Source organism: Ruegeria sp. YKSE079, from assembly GCF_059612845.1.
Window position 1 is genome coordinate 66,324 of sequence record NZ_JBXWRJ010000014.1, and the last position, 22,652, is coordinate 88,975.

Genomic DNA, 22,652 nt, shown 5'->3' on the forward strand with positions numbered 1-22,652 from the left:
ATATAGCATCTTCCAACGTAAGAACCTGAATTCGTGCTTGTTTAGTCATTGGACATCACCAGGGAGCACGCGACCAAGACAAAAGAGCGATTTCACTCTCCGTCTTTTGCCAACATGACGTCGCTTATTTCGAAAACGCGCGTGTTGCCACAGATCACGATGACGGACCGCAGGCGCGAGGCTGGTGCATCTGCTGTCATTGAAACCGTCTGGGTATCCAGCACCTGTGCAACCATTCCGTCCGGCGGTGTCGCGGAAATCACCGCGAAGACCGTTGGCACTGCAGAACGATCTGCCTTTCCGATTTTCAAGTCGACAGTATATCCTGGTGTGGGCAGCGTGAGATCGCCGCTCACGAAAAGGAGGGGCGATGCCCCATCATGCGGAGCCGGGGTGAGCTTTACGACCCAGTTGCTGCTTTCGATCACAGGGCAATCATCGGTTGGCGTCGAGGAAGACATTTCGCGCTCGCTCTGGGCTTGATCCGACTGGATTTGCGCGTTGCACGCGGTCGTGGCAAGCATCGGTAAAACCGCCAGACAGAGGACCAAAGCTTTCGATTGTGTCATGACTGGATCCTCCTGAAGTTAAACCCGTTTCACCGCCGCTTTTGCGTCGCCCGACATCAAGAGCTGCTGATTCGCAGCAACTTATGACGTCGTTGTAGTACAGTTATGTTCACACCACGCCCCCCGAATGCCTTTGGAACGGCAAAGAATGTATAGATCCAAGCCACGACTAACAGCGGCTGACAGACTATAGTAGGCAAAATTTTGACGCGCTGCAGCCGGGAAACAAGATCCAATTCCTACGCTGGCGAAATCCGCCAGGTGCGTTTGGCATCGTGGTCGGGTACCGTTCGGCTCGCCTGTCGAGTTCTCGGTCAGCATCGGTCAACCCTGCGGAAGGTGCGGCAAGGCCGCGCCAATGATGGCACGCTAACCGCGGACATCATCGCACTTGCCTCTGAATACAGACGTTACGGATATCCGCATTGAAAGGAAGCTCCGCTCAACGGATGTCATCGACGTGCTGTCCGACCTTTTCATCCTGCAGGGCGTGCCCGATCATATCAGTCCCGAAAACGGTCCGGAGTTCATCGCCAAGGCCGTGAGAGAGTTGATGGCTGCCATCGACTCAAAAACCGCCGAAATCGAGCCTGGCAGTCCGTGGGAGAACGGCTACTGCGGGAGCTTCACCGAGAAGATCCGCGACGAACTCCTGAACGGAGAGTTCTTCTTCAGCCGCGCCGAGGCTAACATCGCCATCGAGAGCTGGCGCCGGCACTACACCACCAAACGCCCGCACTCATCGCTGGGCCACCGACCCCGGAGGTCCTGAAGTGGCCGGCTTCGCCATCCGGCCCCGTTTCGCTGACCACCCCGAGCGTAGCGCCAAGACCCGTCCTGCACTAAGATTGAAACCGGACCACCCGGTAGGGGCAGGCCAGCCAACCCAAGCCGCGTTAATGTGGAGTGTCTTCTATGCTGTCTTTCGCCATCACATTCGTAAGACTTCTCAAAGCGATCGTGCACTCTTGGAGTGCTCCGATGTTTCGGGCCAATTTCGCGCTGGCCGTGCTTATCTTGCTTTCTGCAACTCTGTTCTACCACTCTGTGGAAGGATGGTCGTGGATCGACGCATTGTATTTCAGCGTAACGACAATTTCGACTGTGGGTCTTGGTGATTTGTCGCCGCGTACCGATTTAGGCAAGCTCTTCACGATCATCTATATCTTCGTTGGCGTTGGCGTTTTCGTCGCGCTGTTCGCTCAATTCGCGCGCGCCTTGTTGAAGGTGGAGGGCGATAACAAAGAGCCGCCCTCCCAAAAGCAACTGACTAAGTCTGATGATGCGTGAAAATCTAAAACCATTTCCGAAACGAAGAGTATCCCCAGCGCTTGCTTCCTGCAGGATGCTGATGCGACCGGTCGGCATACACCAGGGCGGTGGTGTTCAAATTCACCCACAAAATATTTTAAGGCTAAGTCTTAAAGAAGGCAAATCTGAGATTCCGGCAAATTCATCGCTTGTTGAGGGTCTCTGAGGGGTATTCCCCAAAAAAGTAGCGATATCGTTTGGCAAAACGACCGCTGTGGGTGAAGCCAAGCGACAGGGCAACATCTTTGACCGAAGGTGGTACCCTTTCCGCCGCAAGGAATATACAGCGCGCTTGGGTAATTCTCTTCGCTTGCAAGTACGCAATTGGCGAAACGCCGTAAACTTCATTGAAACACAAGTGCAATGTTGTTGTTCCGACGTTAGCCGCCTTGCAAAGGTCAGCTATGCTTGGTGGATTGGTCGTGCGGTCTTCAAACAGTTCTTCTGCGCGCCTGACAACTCGTACCGGGTCAAGATTAATACTAGATACAGAATTTTGTTCGATTGTCTCTGCCATGACGAGGTTTGCAATCTCAGAAAACAGATCATTTTCAGCGACAGCGTCGAGTGCAAACTTACCGGAGCCCAGAGGCTTTTCCAGTGACGCTGCTATCGTCTCCAGAATCCGCCTGTGAAACCTTGTGCCCACAGCCGCACCAAGGGCTATCTGTTGATCGTCGAGGGCGACATCTTCGATATAGCGACCACTCAAATTGGCACATGCATCCTTGAGTCTAGATTTTCGCACACCCAATGCCAAATTGTGTCTTTTTTCGCCAGTGGTGGAATAGCCGTCAGGACCGCCAGAAACAAAAACATCGAACGGTCTTGCTACTTGACCATTGAAAACATAGCCGCCGAGCCAGTCTACTGGTGCCATCAAGACCATCCAATCCGGGTGAGGCACGATGGTGCTGGTCATTTTCGGCGTGACCTTGCTACGAAAGATGAGCAGATCCCGTCCAGTGACTTGCAGCATCTTGTACTCCAGGCGTCCCGGCCCGAGTAGCGCCGATTCGGCTTGAAGGGTGGGCAAGCCGCGCCAGAATTCTTGATGCGTCAGGTCTGTCTTCGCGGGAAAGCGCGACAAGTGCTTCGGTTGGCCGACATTCATAACACCTCTCCCTCCCCGCTTGCGCCTCGCAAGACCTAACGCAGTCAACTCCTAAGTGAACTCGTAGCCGCCGGCAGCGTAGGATTTGACCCTCGATTCTGGGCCCACCTTACCACCAGAGTAGGATCTGACCCTCATTTCCAGGCTCGAATCGACTCCACAGAGGTACGGTCGAGAATGCAAAACTGAAACCCGAAGCACTTGACCGCGACGCGTGCCGTCGCCCTGCTCGAGATTGAGTAAAGCTTATGAAGCGCAGAACATTCTGGCGAACTCAACTACGTGCGATTCATCCACCGGATCTTCATTCGGTCCGACAGGGCGGTTGACGAATTCGACCTCTCCGAGTGAGTGTTCGACAAACCGGCTAAGTAAGAGCCACGAATTCGGTGGAGGGTCGATCCCGCACAGCGCAGATCGAACTCTCCACCGAACGCGCTGCATCGACAACAGGAGAAGTCCGATGAGGAAACTAAATCTAAAGACCTTGGCCGCGACGCTTGCCGTCGCCATGAGCGTCGCCCTGCCGGCGGCGGCTCAGGAGGCCGATGGGCCGATCCTGTTCACTAATGTGAACGTCTTTGACGGCGTCAATGAAGCCCTGATCATGAACGCCAATGTCGTGGTCACGGATAACCTGATTACCGCAGTGTCGACCGAACCGTTGGCGATCGCGGGTGGCACGGTCATCGACGGAGGCGGCCGCACGCTGATGCCAGGGCTGATCGACGCCCATTGGCACTCGTTGTTTGCGACGCTTTCTGTGGCTGAGTTGATGACAAATGATCTGGCCTACATGAGTTTTAAAGGGGCTATAGCGAACGAGGGCGCCTTAATGAGAGGGTTTACCACTGTTCGCGATATTGGTGGAAATGTCTTTTCAATCAAGAAGGCGACTGATGAAGGGCTTATAAACGGACCACGCATCTACCCTTCCGGGGCGGTGATTTCCCAGACTTCGGGTCATGGGGACTATCGTGCACCTTTGGCTGTGCCCGAGAACCCTGGGCAACCTCTGGATTATCTTCAGCAAGCAGGTATAGGGATAATAGCGGACGGGGTGCCCGAGGTAATTAAGCGGTCGCGAGAAATCTTGCGCCAGGGCGCGTCCCAGCTCAAAGTGATGGCCGGCGGCGGGGTGTCATCAGACTTCGACCCATTAGATGTAACCCAATACACGTTTGCTGAAATGAGCGCCCTCGTGGAGGTCGCCAACACCTGGAATACCTACATCGCGGTACATGCCTTTACGGACACGGCCGTCAAACAGGCCTTGGAAGCAGGTGTGAAGAGCATTGAACATGGACACCTGTTGGGTGAAGACGTAATCAAACTCTTGGCTGAAAAAGGTGCATGGCTCAGCATGCAACCCATTCTCGATGATGAGGATGCCATTCCCTTTCCTGAGGGCTCGCTCAATAGGGAAAAATTTGTAACTGTGACTGCGGGCACAGACATCGTTTACGGATATGCCAAGAAACACGGCGCAAAAATCGCCTGGGGTACAGACGTGCTTTTCGATGCGGGACTTGCGGAAAAACAAGGCAAGTTATTGGCCAAGATGAAGCGCTGGTTCACGCCCTTTGAAGTGCTGAAAATGGCAACACACGACAATGCTCAGTTATTAAAGCTGTCCGGTCCACGCGACCCCTATCCGGGGGAGCTAGGGGTAGTGAAGGCGGGCGCATTGGCTGACTTGATTCTAGTAGAAGGAAATCCGCTCGAAAATATCGACCTGGTTGCCGATCCGCGGAAGAACTTCGTCCTTATTATGAAGGACGGCGTGATCTACAAGAATACCATCGATTGACCGTTTTCTGCAGGCGTTTAGCCAAAATGCCTGCAGCATTTTTTGAGGATTCTGGGAGAACAGGACGAAACATGAAACGTAGAACATTCAATACTCTGGCGGCCTCTGCCGCTATTGCCGCAGTATCGTCACCTTCGCTTGGGTCAACGAAAAAAAGCGGAAAATTACGTGTCTGTTGTGTCGGTTTTTTCCATGAAACCAACACTTATCTCACCGAAGGCATGGGTGAAACTACGCTGGACAATATGCGTATCTTTCGGGGTGATGAAATCAAGGCACTCAGAGGAACAGCCTTGGGCGGTGCAGTAGATGTGTGCGAGGAAAACGGCTGGGAGTTGCTCCCAGGTCTCATATACGGACCGGATTCGAGCTTTGGTTTGGTGAATGCACAATTCTGGAGCGATGCGAAAAAAGAAATGCTCGACACGCTCAAAGCACAGATGCCATTGGACATCGTTTATCTCGCTCTACACGGTGCAGGCGTTGTGGATAAAACACCCGATCTTGAAGGAGATCTGGCGGAGTCTGTCCGGGAACTTGTGGGAAAGGACACGATGATTGTCTGGTCTGGCGACTTGCATGGCAAGATCACGGACAAAATGAAGGACAATATGAATTTCTTCAGTGCCTGCAAAAAATATCCTCATCTGGATATGAATGAAGCTGCACGTGATGCGATGTATCGTGCGGCTGCGATCCTGGCAGGGGAGTCGGATCCCACCCCGGCCTATCGCAAAGTGCCGCTGATGATTCCGCTCAGTAACACCGAAGAGGAAGGCATTTTTGGAAATCAGCTCAAGGAAAAGTGTATTGAGATCGAAAACCGTCCCGGTGTTCTCAATTGCTCTGTAATGCATGGTTTCCCGTACCAGGACACCGATTTTATCGGCGTGTACCCGATGGTCACCACCGAAAACAACGCCGAGTTGGCACAAGATCTGGTGGACGAATTGTCCCAGTGGATTTGGGATCACAAGGATAAGGCCTTTTATCCACTGAATGACTTGGACTCAACGATGAGCACTGTACTAGCCATGCTCGACAGAGACGGCCGCTATGAGCGTCAGCAGCCGACGAAGGGTGATATCATCGAACATACCCCGATTGTGATTGGGGACGCTGCGGATAATCCAGGTGGTGGGGCGGGCGGCTCGGGGACGCACCTGCTGCGCGCCCTTTTGGAAACAGAAGGCTTGGGTAAAGTCGCCTTCATTTCCATACACGATCCGGAAACCGCACAGGCCGCAGTCGCTGCCGGTGTCGGAGCGACAATCGATGTGAACCTCGGGGGCAAGTTTGAGCCAATAGCGGGCGAACCGATTAAAACCAAAGCCTATGTCAAGTCAATTTCGGATGGCTACGAGTTCGTTCGTGGGGGGACCGCTTATGGTATCCCTTACAACTTTGGTCCCTCAGTCAGGCTGGTCATCTCGGATACAGTGGATGTCATCGTCATATCCGGTCTGGTCCAGACCTATGACGATTCACAAGCGAGGCCGCATGGTATCGCTATCCAAGAATATGACGTTATAGGTGTCAAAAGCGGAAACCACTTCCGAGCGTTCTATGAAAACTTCACCGACAAGGTGCTGATCGTTGATGTTCCCGGAGCCACCAGTCGCGATATCACTCTTTTCGAGCACACGCAGTTGACGGAACCCATCTACCCTCTCGACAAGAACACAACGTTTACTGTTGCGAATTAGGAAAAATCTGCAAGAGCACGCTTAAAAAGGCGTGCACTACTCTTGCGAGGGATTCTCATCGATGTCTTCGGTGAGAACTCCTCCGGGTGCCTTCACACTTCAATCCACAGAGTGGAAAAAGCCAATAGGTCATCTTGGCGAAGAACTCGTGGGGCGCCTCGGGTCGCGCGGGTTCATGACACCGCCCGTCACACATGTTCCGCACCGAACGGGACACCATACACGGTTGAGTCGCTCTGGCCTCGGACGAATGCAGGACCCGTTGTTGAACCAGAGCCTCGATTTCCTCGGTTGCCTTCTGCCCTTTCTCTGGCCGCCTGGCAGGATCAGACAGGAGCCGAAGCGGCTGTTGCGCTGTCTCAGATCTCGTGCTTGATCTTGCTGCCAGTCCCCGGTGCCAGAATGGGTTGGGTTCTGGACCACAGCGAATTCCCAGCGATCTTCGGGGCCCCTTTCGGGGGCGGGATCGACTTGCTGCTGTCGATTGTCAAATACGTCATACACTGACCTGCTGCGCGGCTATTCATTCGTCGCAGGTCGAAGGCGCCAAAGGTTTTCACCCTGCGCGACGAGGCCTTGCCGCGCGTCGGCGCGTTCTCCCGCATGCAATAGGCGGCGCAGATCCTCGCCGACGGCTCGGCTGTAGATGTGATCGAGATGACCTGTTGGACCCTCGCTGGGAAGGTCGCTGAGGTCGATCACCTCGACGCCTGCAAGTCGGGAAACATCGTTTCCCGTCTCCCCAAGCCGCGGGTAGCCATGCAATTGCGCGGATAGCGCCAGCGGTCTGTCCCCGCTCGTCGCGTAGACTGTCATGCTCTCCGCGATGGGACGCACCCGGGGTAAAATTCGCTCGAAGATCCCGAAATCCATATCCGGCGCCAGCAGCACAACATTTCCGAGCCGGATGTCGGGATGCCGATTGGCAACTTCGGCCAGCGCCAGAACGACACCCCGAGCACCAAGGCTGTGCCCGATGACATCCACGTTCCCGGCGCCGAAGCGCCGCTCCAACTCTATGATCGTGTCCGCAATGTCCGGCAGGCTCCAGTAAAGATCGGCTTCGTCATGGGTGTAGTAGGCCGGAGCACCGTCCGAAGGCCAGCTGAACCACAGGAACCGCCCCACAAGGTCGGCGTTCTGCTGCAGCAATGCAGCGCGGCGGCAGCCTTTCTCGAAGCTGATATAGTATCCGTGGACATAGAGCGCCGGACCACGTGCGCCGGCCGTCCCTTCTAGCCGATCCAGGATGGCGCTCGGGTCCGCTTCCTCCACCGTCTGAACGCGGAGGAGCTCCTCGCGCAAGAAATTCGGAGCCATTTCGGCAAGGGGCGCCAGAACGCCAAGGCCGAGCTCTTCGACGCGGCATGCACCCGCTTTCAGATCGCTGCGCTCTCCTCCGTAAAAGCCAGCGGGATCATCCGATCCTGTCCTGTTGCGTATTGTGAAATAGGGGAATTCCAAGGTCTGGATCTCCGACTGGGCCGCCGACGGCACGGGGAAGGCGCATGACAAAGCGCCGAGGCAGAGCAAGACGGCCATCAGGCGGGCGAAGGATGGTGCGCACATTTTCATCCCCGATATGTATCTCAGCCGCGCTTGCCGAAAAAGGACCTTGGCGTTTGCACCATGCACTTTCACCATGAAGGTACAGGCTCTCGCACAGGCGGTGCACCACACTGGCATTCTCGAATGCAGCAGTGGGAAAATAAATGATTGCGTCGCTTCGCAAGTCTTTTGCGCATCGGGCGGCCTCGTGACAAGGTCTTAACCGAGACGTCGAACCCAAAGTCAAAGAGGCAAAATGAACAACGGGCAAATAGCCAAGATCATCGGCAAGGTCTCGGTACCGTGCTTGCTTCTCGGGCTGCTCTTCTTCGCGGCCTCGCTGACCCCGTCGCTCATCCCGCGCGGACCGGCTGTGCAAGGTATTCTCGGCGGACTTGTCATGGCGATCGGCTATCTGATCGGCCAGATCGTTGCGCTGCTCTGGCGGGCGGCCGATCTTCCGCAGTTGTCCGGGCGGCCGGCAAAGGTCCTGACAACGGTGATCGTGCTACCGCTCGTGGCGTTCTTTCTCTGGGTCCTTGGGTCCAGCCTGCGGTGGCAGAACGACATCCGCGGGAAGATGGGCATGGAAGAAGCGGATGCGCTTCAACTCGCCACGATCCTGCTGATCGCCTTTGCGACCTTTGTCGTCGCTTTCGCGCTTGGACGCGTTGTCGCCGCGCTGTTCCGCCTGATCCGGTCAAGGTTCTATCACGTCATGCCACCGCGGCGCGCCAATGTGCTCGGATTCATCGCGGTCGCGCTCATCCTGTTCGTAGTCACGCGTGATGGCATCGTCGACGGGGTCGTGACGGGCCTCGACGAAAGCTACGAAACCGCGCAGGAGCTCTTCGAGAATGCCCCGCCGCCGCCCGGCGACCCACGCATGACCGGCAGCGCAGAGTCCCTGATCGATTGGGCATCCATGGGCAAGCCCGGGCGGGACTTCACCACCTCCGGCCCAACATCCGAGGATATCTCGGCCTTCACCGGTCGGCCCGCGCTTAATCCGATACGCGTCTATGTCGGGCGCGCCAATGGCGAGACGCCCGAGGCGCGGGCCGAACTGGCGCTTGCCGAACTGATCCGGCAAGGCGCGTTCGAGCGCGACGTTCTGGTCGTGGCAAGCCCCACCGGCACCGGCTGGATGGACCCGGGATCCCACGATCCGGTCGAATACATGCATGGCGGGAACATCGCCACGGTCGCCGCGCAGTATTCCTACCTGCAATCACCGCTGGCGCTAATCCTAGAGACACGCACGGGACTGGAACAGGCGACCGCGCTTCAGGACGTGGTGCATGGGTACTGGAAGACGTTGCCCGTCGATGCGCGGCCCCGTCTATACGTTCACGGGCTGAGCCTTGGCGCATGGTCGTCGATGCATGCCACGAACATGTTCCGACTGCTCGACGATCCCATCGACGGCGCGTTCTGGGTCGGGCCGCCCTTTCCCTCTGCCTTCTGGAACCATGTGCAGAACCAGCGCAATCCGGGCACAGCCTGGGTCATGCCCGAGATCGGGGACGGGTCGCTGGTCCGCTATGCATCCCACACGGCGGATGCGTCAGAGGCCGCGGCGGACTGGGGAAACATGCGCATCGTCTTCCTGCAATATTCCAGCGACCCGGTCGTCTTCTATGACCCGCGGTCGCTCTGGCGGGCGCCGCCGTGGATGCGGGATCCGCCGGCCGAGGACATGACGGAGCACTTCATCTTCATGCCCGTCGTGACGCAGTTCCAGCTGGCGCTCGACATGGCCCTGTCCTTCGGCGCGCCGCCCGGCCGCGGCCATGCCTACTTCGCGCAGGATTATATAGGGCCTTGGGTTCAGGTCACGGCGCCCTCGGATTGGACCCCCGAAGATACGCAGCGGCTCAAGGCGCATTGCAACGTCGGCTACCAGCTCGGTTGCGCCACCGGTCAGCGGTGATCGGGAGCGTCATGGCGCAGGTGGCCGGCTCCCGCGACGCTTCGCGACGGCCACCCTGTCACTCGGGGGTCTCGACGAAATGCAAGACGCCGCGCCCGTCGAAATCCTCCATCACAAGGCCCGCACCAAAGCGCACATAATCCGAAACCTGCGCGAGCGCGGCGAGGAAACGCCGCTCCTGCGCCTCGATCTCATCGGGGCAGGCCACAATGGTCCCAGCCATGTTCTCGGGAAAGGCAAGCCCGAGGCCGGATGGCTGCAACTGTCCCCGGAACCGATTGCACCCTTCAAAGGCTGAGACATTCATCGCGTCGTCGATCACGAGCGTAGCCGGATCATCATTGGGCCAGGCTTCGCCGAAGACCTCCGTCACGGCCTAAGCCACACCGCTAAGGCGAGATCAATTCACTGGCATGTTGACCATATGATCGTCAGGGAACTCGCATACGACGGTTGATTGCTAAAGAGCGCGACGGGACGCGAAATCACGCGATCGAAACATGAACATATTTCGCACACGACGCTCCGCAAGTTCTTGAAATCCCGTCAAAATCGTCACCATCCATCACTGGACTGGCTCAACAGTCTCTTTTCACAGCGGTAGTTATTCGCATTGGAGGCACGGTGAAGATTGCAGCTTTCAGTAGTTTGGGCTGCAAGCCAACCTGCGGCGGTGCAGAATACCCTCTCGATTTGGAGTCATCCGGATGTTGGCTTTCTATTTCACGGCATTATCCGCTCGCGCCTGAAAAGAAAGTTCACTTTCCACCCTGCCTTACAAACAAGCCATGCCCGCCACCCTATCGAGCTATCAACTTTTCACCATCCTCCTCTCGCAGCATCGCTTCCATGTCGTCCAAGCCATCGACTGCAGAGCGCATCTGCGCCTCATCAGCTACGCTCGCAGCTTCAGAATCCACGACGCTGCTGCCAAAATCCATCTCCATCTGGCGCTGTTCCTCGGCGATGACGGCTTGAACGACAGGCGCGGTCTTCTTTGGAGCGGCGTCGGCTTGGCCTGAAGGTTGACCATCGCCAGCCTGGCTTGCCCTCTCCACATCGGCTTCTGTTCCCCCTCGCCCATCCGACGGCGGCGTCATCGGCATGGCGCGCACACTCAGCGGCAGCGTGCCTTGCGATCCCCCTCCTCCCGGCTTCGGAAACGGCAACTCCCCCGTCTGTGCCGCGTGGATTGCCTTGAACAGCCGATCGTCAAAATATTGGATCCGCTTTGCACAGACCGGCATTTGCGCATCGATCACCATGACAATCTCGTCGAGCGGCAGGCGGCGCGCCTCGTCTTCAGGCAACAAGGAGCTTTCTTCGGTCCGTGTGGACTGGCTGCGGCCCTCGAAGGGGTTCTTGCCGATGGATTGCGACCGCGTGACGACCGTCTTCGTGGTCTTGCCGACCGCCTTGCTCAGCTCCTCAACGGTCTTCTCATCCGCGGGCGTCAGGTAAAGCTTCACGCCAGCGTTGCCCTGCAGGGCACGGCGGGTGTTTTCGCCGTAGATTTCATCGAGAGCGGGGATGGTTTGGGTGACCACGGCCAAATGGCCGCGATAAGTTCGCAGGGTCTCGATGCTCTCGACCACGATGGGCATTTTGCCCAAACGATTGAACTCATCGAGCATGATCATCACCGGCCACGGCTCATCCGGCCCGGGGTCCTTCTCCTGCATGGCGGAGAGAAGGTCCGAGAAGAAGAGACGGATCAACGGCGCGAGGGGTTTCACCATCAGTGGCTGGACCACGAGATAGACCGAGAAGGGCTTCTTGCGGATCGTCCGGAAATCAAAATCCGACACCGCCGTCGCCTCGTCGATGGCCGGGTTTTGCCATTGATCGAGCCCCGAGGTCATCAGGAGCGAAACGTAGGAGGTCAGGGTGTCGTTGTTGGTCGAAGCGAGCCGCGTGAAGATCAGCTTGGCGGCCCTGTTGTCGACCTCGTGGCCGCGGGCGAAATACTCCTTCTGCTTGTTCCCGCCAGACGCGGCGATGCGGTAGATTTCGCCCAAGGTCGGGCGCTTGCGCTGGAAGGCCAGCAGGCCCGCCGCCACGAAGAGATCGATCCCGCCTTTCAGGAGGCCCTGCACCCGGTCATTGTCGCTTTGTAGGAAGAGCGTCGCGAGAAGCTGCAATTCCATCTGCTGGCGTGCTGGATCTTTCAGTTCGGAGATGCGCAGGAGCGGGTTGTAGCGATGCGTGCGCTTGCCCTCCCAATCGGTGGGGGCAAAGCGATAGACCTTGTCGCCCTGGGCTGCGCGGTGCCGGGCCGTGGCCTCGAAACACTCGCCCTTCACATCGAGGGTGACGGCGGAGCCCTGCCAGGTCAGCAGGTTCGGAATGACAAAACCCGTGGTTTTGCCTCGGCCCGTGGGGGCTACGATCAGCGCATGGGGGAAGACTTTCGAGCAGATGTATTTCGCGCGGGATTTTGGATTACCGAGCTTGCCGAGGATGAACCCGGTCCCCGGCGCCCCGAAGAAGCCATTGGCCTTCATCTCGCGGGAGGTCTGCCAATGGGTCTGACCAAACCGTGTCAGGGCGGAGCCCGAGAGGGCGAGGCTCAGCATCATGCCGGCGGCGGCGAAGCTGCCGATGATCAAGTGAATAAGTTGCGCGTCCTCCGGTCGGCGGTCCAGGATCGCCAGATAGTTCTGCGCGATATAGGCGAAGTCGATCTCCGCCCCGAAACCAAGGTCCTGATAGGTCAGTACCGCCGAGGCGATGGTGTATCCCATGGCGGCAGTCACCAGCGTAACGAGAAGCACACCGGTGGCGATCCGCGCTTTTCCCATGACGGCGCTCAATGGACCTGACCCCGCTCGGTCTCGCCATCCACGTCTGTCGCGCGGTGTTTTTCGTATTCGGCGTCGGCGAGTTCATCGACCACCTGGCGCAAGGCTTCCGTGTTGGCCGTCGCGGCATCGGATTGCAGGTAGACCTTGGCGACATAGAGCCGGTCAAGACGGTCCTCGAGAACCTTGTCCAGCGCATCGGCATCGCCGGATGTGAGCCGGTCGAGTTGACGGTCATCCAGCACCCGCGCGACCTCGTTCCGGAATGCATCCCGCTCCGCCTCGGTCTCGAAGGGCGCGGACAGCTCTCCGGCCCGTTCATGATCCAGGACACGCGCGATCTCGTCAGCGAGGCGGTCGGTATGGTCAGTCCGCAGCGCAGTTTCATCGCGGGTCGCGAGGAGGTCGTCGCGCGTGGCAACTCCAAGCCCGTCGCGTAACTCGTTGTCGCGGCGAACCTGATTGATGGCCTCCGTGTCCCGTATCTCGACGACAGCGGCATAGGTCGCGCCGAGCCCGCGGGCGAGGTGGGAGGGCATATCCGGATAGCGCGCGCGCAAGTCATCCGCGACAGCATCCGCAACTTGGGTGCGGACATCGCGACCCTCCATGATCCGGTCGACCTCGCGGGTGATCTCGCTGGCGCGGGCTGCATCAGTGATGGACTCCCTGTAGGGCTCAGACCGGTCGATCACATCGCCGGGGCGTGCGAGCAGCTCCGGGTGTGCCTCGAGATACGCGCGCTGCTCCGTCTCGATCCGGCGCTCCGCCCGCGAGACGACCTGCCAATCCCGGTCCTCGATCTGCTGCGCTGTCAGGCCGTCTGCTCGCATCTCCTGACGGATTGTCCCTTCCATCGCCCGGACAGCGTCCCCGTGATAGTGGAACCGCTCGCTGACCGCTTTCTCCTCCACGACCCCATCCCGGCGCAGCACGTTCTCCCGTTCCAGAAGCGTGCCAAGCTCGACATGCACGTCATTCAGGATGTCACGCGCCTGTTCCAGGTCGGCGCGGCGTTCGAGGTTCAGGTCCCGCGCCTCGGCCACCTTGGAGAGATCATCGGCAATCCATTGATGCTCAAGCGCTGCATTGGAAGCCCCGGTCTCGATCCGGGCCACCACTTCCGAAGTGCTGATCCCGGTGCCGCGCAGGGCGGTGTCTATGCGCGACCGCAAGTCCGGCTCGGCCAGACGGTCCAGCCGGCTGGCGTCGATATTGGCCTCAGAATAGATCCCGCCTTCCGAGGGCGCCTCTGACAACGTGCTCGAACGCAATCCGAGCGGCTGCATGTGCTGGACCTGCGTCTGGATCTCGATGAGGCGCTTTTCCAGCACGGGACGCTCCGCATCGGACTTCTCGGCGATCATGCCCTGTACCCGCGCGAGCTTCTCCGCATAGAGGCTTCTCAGATCCTCGAAGCTTTGATCCTCGGCCATATACACATCTCCTGTTCGGTCCACCTGTCCGCCGCGCGCCAGCACCTCGCCCGCGCGGAAGAGTGCCGCCGCAATATCCTCGCGGGCCTCCCGGGAAGCTTCTGCAGCAAGCGAGTGGTAGACGGTTCTGGTATTGGCGATCTCCGCGAGCGTACGCGTCAGGTCGGCCCCCACGCGTTCGCGCTCGCGGGGCGCGCGGCCCTCTTCTTTCGCCGCATAGACCTCGCGGGTAGTGGCGGGGTAATGCACGACACCGCGATCCACCCGGCGCGTGGCTTCCAGGCGCACGCCGTACTTCTCCGCCTCCTCGACCATGGCGAGGCGGAAGTCGTCATAGTTGAAGCGGTGGTTGCGCCCCAGAAAGAAGAACTCGCCTTCCTGCGAGCGGCGGTTCAGCACCAGATGCGCATGGGGGTGATCGCGGTCTTCATGCACCGCGATAATGTAGTCGAAATGCCCCGCGTCGGTCTGGAAGAACCGCTCGGCCACATCCGTCGCGATGTCGCGCACATCCTCCCCGCGCGTGCCGATGGGGAACGACATGAGCATATGGGTCGTCTGTCCAAGCTTGGGCTTGAAGCCCGCATCCCACCGCTTGGCAAAACGCTCGGTGAGGTCCTTGATGTCCTTCGCTTCGAGCTTCACCTTGCCATCGAAGAACCCGCTGCTGTCCACGATATGGGTGGACTTGGTGGTGAGGTACTCGAGCTGGTTTGTGAGCTGTGATTTGGTATGCGTACCGCCGCCCCGGATCGCCTTGAAGACGGCTGGCCGATACCCTGCCGCCGCGCGCACAAGCTGGCTCTGCTTGGCGACATGCAGCCCCTGCATCGAGCCCCGGATCCGGCTCCAGCCGTCCCGGAAAACCTCGCCCGTGACGGCATCGACAGCATCATTCAGCCGCATGCGCAAACTCCCTCAGCGCGGCCGTGGCCTCGAGCTGCATCGCGTCGCGACGGCGGCGCAGGAGCAGATCGATCTCGTCAGCGGAGTCGAGGATGAACCGCGCCAGTCCGCGCATCTGCGCGAGGCGCAATTCGGAGAACTCCGCACGCGTGCCACCATTAGCCCCCTGCCCCATCTGGTTGGCCCGCGTCATCTGCTTGGCGATCTGCGCAACCCCGTTGCCTACCTCATGCAGAGAACCCCTGTAGCGTGCCATCTCTGCCGCCATCTGCGCGTCGGGCACAAACACCCCGCCTGCCGCCTGGATCAGCCGCCGCAGCCCCTCGGCCCGGCTCTCGATCCCCGCCTTCGCCAACACCTCGTCGAGCGCCATAAGCTCCGCAGCTGTGACCTTCACACTGACCGCCGAGACCGGGATGGCGGCATCGGCCTGGCGCTCGGCATCGGCTTTGAGCGTGTACTGGATCGCTCGCGACGACACGCCAAACCGTTCAGCAAGCTCAGACGTCGACACACCTTCTGCAGCCTCGCGAACGATCTCCATACGGTCCGCACCTGTGAGACGTTTTGAGCGCGACATGCGAAGAAAGACCTCCTATTTCCTGCCACCTTCCACCAAGGCTGACCCCACCTTACGATAATATACCCTACTGTCAATTATATACTTAAGTCGCATTCAGACTTAGTCAGCCTTGGTGTCCGCTTCGCGCCGCGGCCCGCAGGGACGCGGCTCTGCCACCCTCACCATCGGGCGACCACCTGTCCAATGGGTCCCCTTCCCCAGCACCGCCCGAGGGTCTGGCCGAACACGCACGTGTTCGGACGGAACCGCGGGCGGGCGCAAACCCCACCGACAGGGCGGACAGGCAGGGTCAAGGAGGGCCAGATTTGGCTCCGCCAAATCTCTGCCGCAAAAACCGGGAGGCCCTGGCCTGCCTGTTTTTGTGGATGGCCCCCTTGAGGCTGACTGGCCGGTCTGTCGCGGCCGGATCATTCCGAGCGGCGATCGTCCGTTGCGCGCGCAGCGACCGGCACCAAGAGGAGGTCACTTCGGGCGAACTGACCGCCGGACACGGCATCCCTGGAACAGGGATCGGGCCGCCCCAAGATCGTCCTGGGGCGGCCCATCCTCGCCAGAGGATTTAGTCCTGGGGATCTTTCGCGCTCGGTGGGAACATCACCAGCTCCGAGACCGCGACCGGGAAGTCGAGCTTGAGGCTGAAGAACTCCGAGCCGTCCCCGTTGCGGGTGTTGCGGAACATGGCGCCCACGCGTTGGAATCGGGTGCGCTCCTGGCCATCGGTATCGGTGAACTTGACGGGAACGGTGGCGACGTAGTGGTTGGTCATTTGGGTTACTCCTTATTGCGATGAGGATCACCCAGCACGGGGGCAAGAGGACCGGTCGCAAGCGCAAATGCGGAGGGTCCGCGGCCCCGCCGTGGAAGCCGTATTTGTGCTTGCCGAAGCGTGAGCTGAGGGCACGAACGGGCCGACCCCGTGCGATCCACATGCATAGCAAAAAGGAGGGACCCGATTGACCTGTGCCATCACGCAGTCGCCACCATCCGCGTCCACGTCCTGCCGAACCTGGCCGGGGTGCTGATGACGCCCGCCCGCGTGGATGCGATGTTCCGCGACACCACCCGAGGGTCGAGCAGGGCTTCAGCCTCAAGTGCGACGTCTCGACCCCTCGCGTCTTGCGCTGCTGACGATGTGCTAGGTGCGCACCATCCCCAGCCCGTACCGATGCGGATGGGCCGAACTCTGACGGGCTGGGTAGAGGGATGACGGTGCTGGACGCCGTGAGATGCAGATCAAGTGTGACCGATCGCACGCGCCATGAGATATGACGAAAGGACCGCCCGAAGGCGACCCGGTTATGGCCATCACGCGCCCAAGCTGTCGAGCATCCCCCTGGTATCAGGCATTCGCTTCAGCGAGTTGCCGATGTGTTCCCGCCAGCGCGGCCCAACCTCCATTGCGGTGGCATAGGCCCGAGCCAGATCATCGGGCCGGTCCTCGGCCATCGCTTCGATAAGGAAAGCCGCCTGCTCGCGGTCCTTCGCGGATTTCAGGCTCCCTGCCCCATCGCGGCGCCGGTCGGCAATGATCAGTTTGTGGACTGCATAACGCTCCGGGCGGGGCACCTGCACCAGAACGCCGGATCTATAGATCGCCGCCGCGTGGATCGGCTCAGCGATCAGGAAGTTGAGATAGTTCAATCCTTGGGCGTTCACGCCCAATGCTGGCAGATCACGGATGGTCTCATCTCCGAACGCCGGTGTGAGAAACTCGACCAACTGGCCGCTGCCACCCTGGGCCCATCGCCATGTCCGACCTTGGTCAAGAGCTGGCAGAGGATCGAATTTGAGCGCTGAGAACGTCTCGGCAAGACCCGGGTCGACCTGATCCTGCAACGCAACGCTGAGCTTCTCGAACTGCGCGATGTCGATGTCGCCAGTATTGGCCATACCGCCAATTGGCAGACGGATACCAAGCTCGCCTTCATAGAGGCGAAATGCATTGGTTCCGACGATGGTGCCACCCAGACGGAAGGTTCCGGCTGCGGCCATGGCCGACAGGATGGAACCGGTCGCCCGGTCGATGGGCGTCATGCCTTCCGCACGCAAGAGCCGAACAAGCCGCGACCGTTCCGCCTGCCGATCCTTGGCCGTTGCGCGCAGCTCTTCGATCCGGTCGATGCGCGCGCGCGTCTCGTCGCTGTCTTCGCCGATATAGATGAACCGCATCTCCGTCCCGACACGGCGCGCGGCATACCAATAGGCCTTATCCCCACGCTCCTTGAGCGTGGGCTTGCCTTCGACACCGGACAAGGCGTCGTCCTTCAGAAGACGCACCAGGTCGGTATAGGCGCTCATCGCGATGCTGCTGAGTGGGGTCATGCCTATCATTTCCAAGTTTTGCTTGGCACACATATACCTATCAAAACAGGAAATTGCTAGGCAAAGTGATTTGGAGAACGTCCACACCCATAAGAAACGACGAAAGGGCCGCCCGAAGGCGACCCTCTTTCTTCAATCCTGCGACGCCTTCTTCGCCGGGTCCGCAACCCGCATGACCGTCAGGCCTTTCGCTTCCGCCTTCTGCCCGAGGTTCAGCGCGACCCCGTTGCCGCCGAAGAGCACAACCCCCGTCGCCGCGAACTTGTCGTCCAGCATTTCGTCGTTGCATTTGAACGGTGCCGCCCGCCCATGCGCAGACCAGCGAGGATCAAAGCGCGCCTGCGCGACCCCGCGTGCTCGGGCCCACCGGGCCGCGATCATCTCCGCCCCGTGCTTGCCACCCTTGTGGCAGAGGAAGATCTCCTGGTTGCGGTTCTGCCTGATCCGTTCGCGAACCTTGTCGAGCGTGTTGAAGATGACATCGACATCGGTCCAGTCGGTGGCGCCCGAGACGATCAGGGGAACCCCCTCGATTTTCGACTTCGCGGCAGTCTCACGGTCGTGCTGCTCCAGGAGCTGCCGCGCCTCGAACACCGCGCCGGTCTCTTTCGCCCGGACGCTTGCGCGCGACCCGGCTGCCGGAATGAAGGCGTGGCCCGTCTCGACCTCGTAGCATTCCGCCGCCGCCTCGCTCATCACCTCGATGGCGCTGACAATCTCGCGCAGCTGCAGAAAGCGTGCCTGCGCCTCTTCGAGCGCGGTCTCGGCGATCTCTGATCCATCGTGGGATTTTGCCAGCGCGCCGATCTTGTCGGCGGTGCGGTCGACCTCCTTGCCAAGCGCTACCTTGCGGCGCTGCAGGATTGTCGCGAGCCCATGGGCCAGCGGTTCGATTTCCGCCTCGAGCCCGGTATTTCGCAATTGACCGAGCAGAGCCTCGAAGCTCTCGCGGATGATGTGGTCGGTCAGGATGTGATCTTCCGGGATCGGCAGCTGTGCGTCCTTCTCGGTCAGTCCGAAAAGCTCGATGGTCTCGTAGGTGTTTGCGGTGTCGTAAGCCATGTCTGGTCTCCAGTATTCGGTTCCTAGGCCACCACGTGAGTGTGGGGGCATGGCCGAATGCCTGGTTTCCGAATCTGCCCGGGTCAGGGACGGCGCAGCCGCCGGCTTGCCGGGCGCAAAAGTTTTCTGCGCGCAGCACCGGACACATGCGCGCCCTCACGCACGGGACCATCCCGCGCCACAGCCCCTGCCCTCGCCGAAAAGTTTTGCGATCCTTGACGCGGGCTGATTTGGGGGCCATCCGGAGGATATGCTTCCGCGCTCATGTGTGTGTGTTTTGACGGTAGGTTTGCCCGACCCGAGCAGGCAAACGGCCCGACCGGACGCGGGAGACGGATGAAGTGGCGGGATCGTTTTGGCCTCAGGCCAAAACAGACCAGAGCGCAATCCGGCGGAGCGGCCGGGGAGCGACGTGCTCGCGAGGCGGGCAAACCGGGATGCCGGGTACGACGCCGCGGTGAGGCCGCATGGCCGAATGCGCGACGGACCGAAGGGCCGTTCTCCCCTGCGACACGCGAAGCCGAGCTGGGGAGGCCGCAAGGCTCTGGCCAAGGTTAATGTGCAGGGGCTACGCTTTAGACTATACGGATTACGTCTCCAAGCTTGCGACGTGATGGGCGGAAAGCCGTCTTTCGGGGCGGCTGCGAATCCAAAGCTCCACCTTGGCGAAAGCAGCCATTCAAACCCTATCGGAACTGAAGCCTCTTGCTGCGATGGATGCCAAGGTTAGCAATGAGCAGAAAGGGTGCGTGTCACAAAGACACGCACCTGACAAAGGGACGGCGAGGCCAAAACGACTATGCAACGATAGGAGAAGTTGGCCAGCGGTTCCGGCTACCGTTGCTCACGGCTAAACTTTGACCAGTTCGGCAATCTTGATCGCGACGTCGGTCATGCTTTCATCAGCTGTATTCAGGCCCGCTCGTGACGCCAATAGCAGACTGACCTTTTCGAGCTCTTCGTAAGTCGTTTCGTGCACGATTGGTATGAGCCGTTCGCGCCTCAATAATGCCGACTGTTCTTTGTCGGCTACACCTTCCGCGGGTAGACGCCGCAACATTGCTGGCGTGACCAGCACGATCCCAACCCTGGAATTGACCAAGCCCTTGTCAATTGCCCGCATCATAGGCACTCCCAGCCCAAGGTCCTTTTCGCTGAACCAAACTCGTACACCCCGTGCTTCGAGAAGGTCATGAAGTTCCTTCGCCGCGCCTTGCCTGTCGTCCCAAGCATGGCAGAGAAAGGCGTCACGGAGGTCTGGCTGGGAGGACGCAAGTTGCTCAACATTGTCCCTTATAGGAGTGAGGGCTTGTACTTGTGCTTGAGTGTAGGAAACCGTCGACGCGCTTCCTGACCAACGCGGTTTTTTGGTGCTGCGTCCTGTTCCGCTTCCGGTACTTGTGCTGCCACCAGCGGCGAAAGACATACGGGACGGTGGCGAGAACGAACCGTAGCTATTCGTTCTGCGACCATATCCGCCGTAACGGTTGCGACACGCTGGGCAGTTCGCCGCAGCAGCTGCTGAACTATGCCCCCTAACGGGAGCGGTACACCTTGCCATCTTTTCTGTCGCTCCTGCTTTTCAGAAGTGTAGGGACATCCTTTACGGGATGAACGTGAAGTTATTTGACCACCCGCAGGCGTTGCGACGCTTGCGGCAAAGGATGAAGTGAGCGAAGATCTTCTTCACTCGAACGAAGTGCTTGGGCCAAATCAGATACATCATATCCGAGCTCTTCGATATGGAGGCGCACGATCTCAGGCAAAACAGTTGGCATTTCAACTTTGAGATCAAGTTCGGGGGGCTCAGCTTTGCGATAGCCCATGGAACTCATTTGCCGCCATAAATACTGGCTTTGATTGTCGGTGATTGCCCCAATTTGCTTCGCTCGGTAGAGGAGCGCTGCCATTGATGTGCGCCACACTGGTTTCAAGGCAGCCAGGGTTTGAACCGTGAGGCGCCTTGATGAAAGCTGGGGGCGAAGGTCTCGTGCGGGCATTAGCAAAGCAGAGGCAAAGACGTTTGCTTCATTCTCCATGTCAGGAGATGGAACTTGATGCATAACGACGTGGCCGAGCTCATGCGCCAGACTGAAACGTTGCCGATCTGCCGGCATATTGCGGTTCAAGAATATGCACGGTGGCATATCCGGGATTTGAACAGTAAACCCGTCGACTTTGAGGGCAGCAAAGTCGCAATGCACGACAATGCAGCCTGCTCGCTCCACCCACTCGACAAGATCTCGGATAGGCCCCGAGGGGACAAGCCAAGTACGCCTGATGAGGTCGGCAATCCGCTCTGGATCGCCACCAAATTCATCTACATCCATCCGTGGCAGTGACAACTCGGGCTCAAGATCAGCTGCATCCAGTAGTCTTCTGAGGTGCAGTATCCTTATGTTGAGTTCAGCTTCCAGGCGTTCAATCGCTTTCTGTCCAACGCTGGCACGCTTCCGATATTGCACGCTCATTGGAAGGCCGATGACCCTATCATGTTGAAAAAAGAATTCTATGGGGAAGCCCAACGCTTTACTGACACTATCCAGAACCTCATCTGTCGGGCCGATCAGGCCGTTCTCAAGTTTGGAGAGATTGGCCTGCGACACACCTGATTTTGACGATAGTTCTGATTGACTCCATCCACGGGCCTGCCGCGCTATCCGCAGCAGGTCTTGATTGAAATTGTCGGTCATTAGTCTGTGCTTTTCTTGCGGTCGGAAGCTCTGCCCTTGAGTTTCACGATGGAGGCGGCCGGGCGAACTGGCTTCGGATCGGGAAGCGGCAGCGGCATGGTCGCTTCACCCGCATCCAAGAGGCTATACTCCCACGCAACCCGATTGCTATCCCTTGCAACTACGCAAATATCCGCGATCTGCGTTTCAAGCTGATTGAGTTTGTATACAATCTCAACGCGTTGAACCTCTGGAAGATTGAACAAATCCTGATCATGATCGTGAAATGCCAGAGCGAGTTGCGTGGCGACGTTTGACGAGCGGCCCGTTTCGTCGGCCTTCTTGAATCTGAAAAGCACTTTGTCGTGGACAAGAAACTTCATCGTTTCATGCCCGTCAATAACGTGTACCGCGTCGTGTCCCAACAGGTCGCTGTTCACACGTTCAATGATCTGCTCCCACACAAAGTTGGCGCGGCTACGTTTACAACGCCACACGCCGTTGAAATCGCTGGACAGCCAATCGTCCCAAGCGCTTCGAATGGCTGAGATGATGGGTTCGCGGATTTCGTTCAAGATGGGACGGACTGAAACTTCACTGGGGATCGGCATGCTCAAGCCTCGATTGTTTGATCACTTTGTAGCGGTCGACATTTACAAATGCAACAGCAAATTATTCACTGGTTGATTTCCTCCTTGAGCCTCGGGGCAAAGGTCCCCGCCGGGAGGCGCCTTGGGGTGTCCAGAGGGCGGGCAAGTTGAGTGCTCCGCTTTTGTCCGTGCGAGTCGCACTCGATGGAGGGGGTTTTGGGGAGGCGAGCGAAGTCTCCTCCGACCGGGCGCAGGGAGTTCAGTGGGAGAGCAAACCGATGACCCTGAT

18 protein-coding genes and 1 pseudogene are annotated in these 22,652 nt (G+C 59.0%); 6 read left to right on the forward strand and 13 right to left on the reverse strand.

Going from position 1 to position 22,652, the window contains the following annotated elements; translation table 11 throughout:
• Window positions 1-92: 92 nt before the first annotated feature.
• Complete coding sequence (locus tag AC2FMY_RS14180) at window positions 93-569, reverse strand: hypothetical protein (RefSeq protein ID WP_496807592.1); 477 nt, start codon at window positions 567-569, stop codon at window positions 93-95.
• Window positions 570-860: 291 nt separating this feature from the next.
• Here AC2FMY_RS14180 and AC2FMY_RS14185 point away from each other — a divergent pair.
• Together AC2FMY_RS14185 and AC2FMY_RS14190 are read left to right on the forward strand one after the other, a co-directional pair.
• Window positions 861-1,415 (forward strand): annotated as a pseudogene (locus AC2FMY_RS14185) (integrase core domain-containing protein); the annotation flags it as partial.
• Window positions 1,416-1,484: 69 nt separating this feature from the next.
• Window positions 1,485-1,859 (forward strand): potassium channel family protein, encoded by a 375-nt coding sequence (locus AC2FMY_RS14190; RefSeq protein WP_137702221.1) that lies wholly within the window; start codon window positions 1,485-1,487, stop codon window positions 1,857-1,859.
• Window positions 1,860-2,022: 163 nt separating this feature from the next.
• Here AC2FMY_RS14190 and AC2FMY_RS14195 read toward each other — a convergent pair whose 3' ends face one another.
• Window positions 2,023-2,994, reverse strand: coding sequence for a helix-turn-helix domain-containing protein (locus AC2FMY_RS14195; RefSeq protein WP_496807593.1), 972 nt, complete (start codon window positions 2,992-2,994; stop codon window positions 2,023-2,025).
• 463 nt (window positions 2,995-3,457) lie between these two features.
• Between AC2FMY_RS14195 and AC2FMY_RS14200 the strand changes: the two genes are divergently transcribed.
• The 3 genes from AC2FMY_RS14200 (at window position 3,458) to AC2FMY_RS14210 (ending at window position 7,017) form a co-directional block, all read left to right on the forward strand.
• The gene (locus AC2FMY_RS14200; RefSeq protein WP_496807594.1) at window positions 3,458-4,804 is read left to right on the forward strand and encodes a metal-dependent hydrolase family protein; all 1,347 of its coding nucleotides are present in this window, start codon (window positions 3,458-3,460) and stop codon (window positions 4,802-4,804) included.
• Between the two features lie 71 nt (window positions 4,805-4,875).
• On the forward strand, window positions 4,876-6,510 hold the full coding sequence (locus AC2FMY_RS14205) for a M81 family metallopeptidase (RefSeq protein ID WP_496807595.1): 1,635 nt from the start codon (window positions 4,876-4,878) through the stop codon (window positions 6,508-6,510).
• A 291-nt stretch (window positions 6,511-6,801) separates the two neighbouring features.
• Window positions 6,802-7,017, forward strand: coding sequence for a hypothetical protein (locus tag AC2FMY_RS14210; RefSeq protein WP_496807596.1), 216 nt, complete (start codon window positions 6,802-6,804; stop codon window positions 7,015-7,017).
• Window positions 7,018-7,029: 12 nt separating this feature from the next.
• On the opposite strand, the gene AC2FMY_RS14215 is transcribed toward AC2FMY_RS14210, so the two are convergent.
• Window positions 7,030-8,079: an alpha/beta hydrolase gene (locus tag AC2FMY_RS14215; RefSeq protein WP_496807597.1), complete on the reverse strand. Its 1,050-nt coding sequence runs from the start codon at window positions 8,077-8,079 to the stop codon at window positions 7,030-7,032.
• A gap of 235 nt (window positions 8,080-8,314) precedes the next feature.
• Between AC2FMY_RS14215 and AC2FMY_RS14220 the strand changes: the two genes are divergently transcribed.
• A complete protein-coding gene (locus AC2FMY_RS14220; protein ID WP_496807598.1) occupies window positions 8,315-9,991 on the forward strand; it encodes an alpha/beta hydrolase in 1,677 nt (558 codons plus the stop codon).
• Between the two features lie 58 nt (window positions 9,992-10,049).
• Here AC2FMY_RS14220 and AC2FMY_RS14225 read toward each other — a convergent pair whose 3' ends face one another.
• From AC2FMY_RS14225 to AC2FMY_RS14270, 10 genes are all read right to left on the reverse strand, one after another.
• Window positions 10,050-10,364, reverse strand: a complete 315-nt coding sequence (locus AC2FMY_RS14225) for an META domain-containing protein (protein WP_496807599.1) — start codon at window positions 10,362-10,364, stop codon at window positions 10,050-10,052.
• Between the two features lie 427 nt (window positions 10,365-10,791).
• Window positions 10,792-12,792 carry a type IV secretory system conjugative DNA transfer family protein gene (locus AC2FMY_RS14230; RefSeq protein ID WP_496807623.1) on the reverse strand — a complete coding sequence of 667 codons (2,001 nt, stop codon included), beginning with the start codon at window positions 12,790-12,792 and terminating at the stop codon, window positions 10,792-10,794.
• Between the two features lie 8 nt (window positions 12,793-12,800).
• Window positions 12,801-15,134, reverse strand: coding sequence for a relaxase/mobilization nuclease domain-containing protein (locus AC2FMY_RS14235; RefSeq protein WP_496807600.1), 2,334 nt, complete (start codon window positions 15,132-15,134; stop codon window positions 12,801-12,803).
• Complete coding sequence (locus tag AC2FMY_RS14240) at window positions 15,121-15,714, reverse strand: helix-turn-helix domain-containing protein (protein ID WP_496807601.1); 594 nt, start codon at window positions 15,712-15,714, stop codon at window positions 15,121-15,123. Before AC2FMY_RS14240 ends, AC2FMY_RS14235 begins: the two co-directional genes overlap by 14 nt.
• 562 nt (window positions 15,715-16,276) lie before the next feature.
• Window positions 16,277-16,483 (reverse strand): hypothetical protein, encoded by a 207-nt coding sequence (locus AC2FMY_RS14245; protein WP_007120662.1) that lies wholly within the window; start codon window positions 16,481-16,483, stop codon window positions 16,277-16,279.
• A 539-nt stretch (window positions 16,484-17,022) separates the two neighbouring features.
• The gene (locus AC2FMY_RS14250; protein ID WP_241389327.1) at window positions 17,023-18,039 is read right to left on the reverse strand and encodes a nucleotidyltransferase family protein; all 1,017 of its coding nucleotides are present in this window, start codon (window positions 18,037-18,039) and stop codon (window positions 17,023-17,025) included.
• Between the two features lie 132 nt (window positions 18,040-18,171).
• Window positions 18,172-19,101 carry a DUF2493 domain-containing protein gene (locus tag AC2FMY_RS14255; RefSeq protein ID WP_496807602.1) on the reverse strand — a complete coding sequence of 310 codons (930 nt, stop codon included), beginning with the start codon at window positions 19,099-19,101 and terminating at the stop codon, window positions 18,172-18,174.
• Between the two features lie 850 nt (window positions 19,102-19,951).
• On the reverse strand, window positions 19,952-20,527 hold the full coding sequence (locus AC2FMY_RS14260; protein WP_496807603.1) for a toll/interleukin-1 receptor domain-containing protein: 576 nt from the start codon (window positions 20,525-20,527) through the stop codon (window positions 19,952-19,954).
• Between the two features lie 196 nt (window positions 20,528-20,723).
• A complete protein-coding gene (locus AC2FMY_RS14265; RefSeq protein WP_288960400.1) occupies window positions 20,724-21,794 on the reverse strand; it encodes a helix-turn-helix domain-containing protein in 1,071 nt (356 codons plus the stop codon).
• A complete protein-coding gene (locus AC2FMY_RS14270; RefSeq protein ID WP_288960401.1) occupies window positions 21,794-22,390 on the reverse strand; it encodes a hypothetical protein in 597 nt (198 codons plus the stop codon). The genes AC2FMY_RS14265 and AC2FMY_RS14270 overlap by 1 nt, the downstream gene beginning before the upstream one ends.
• Between the last annotated feature and the right edge of the window lie 262 nt (window positions 22,391-22,652).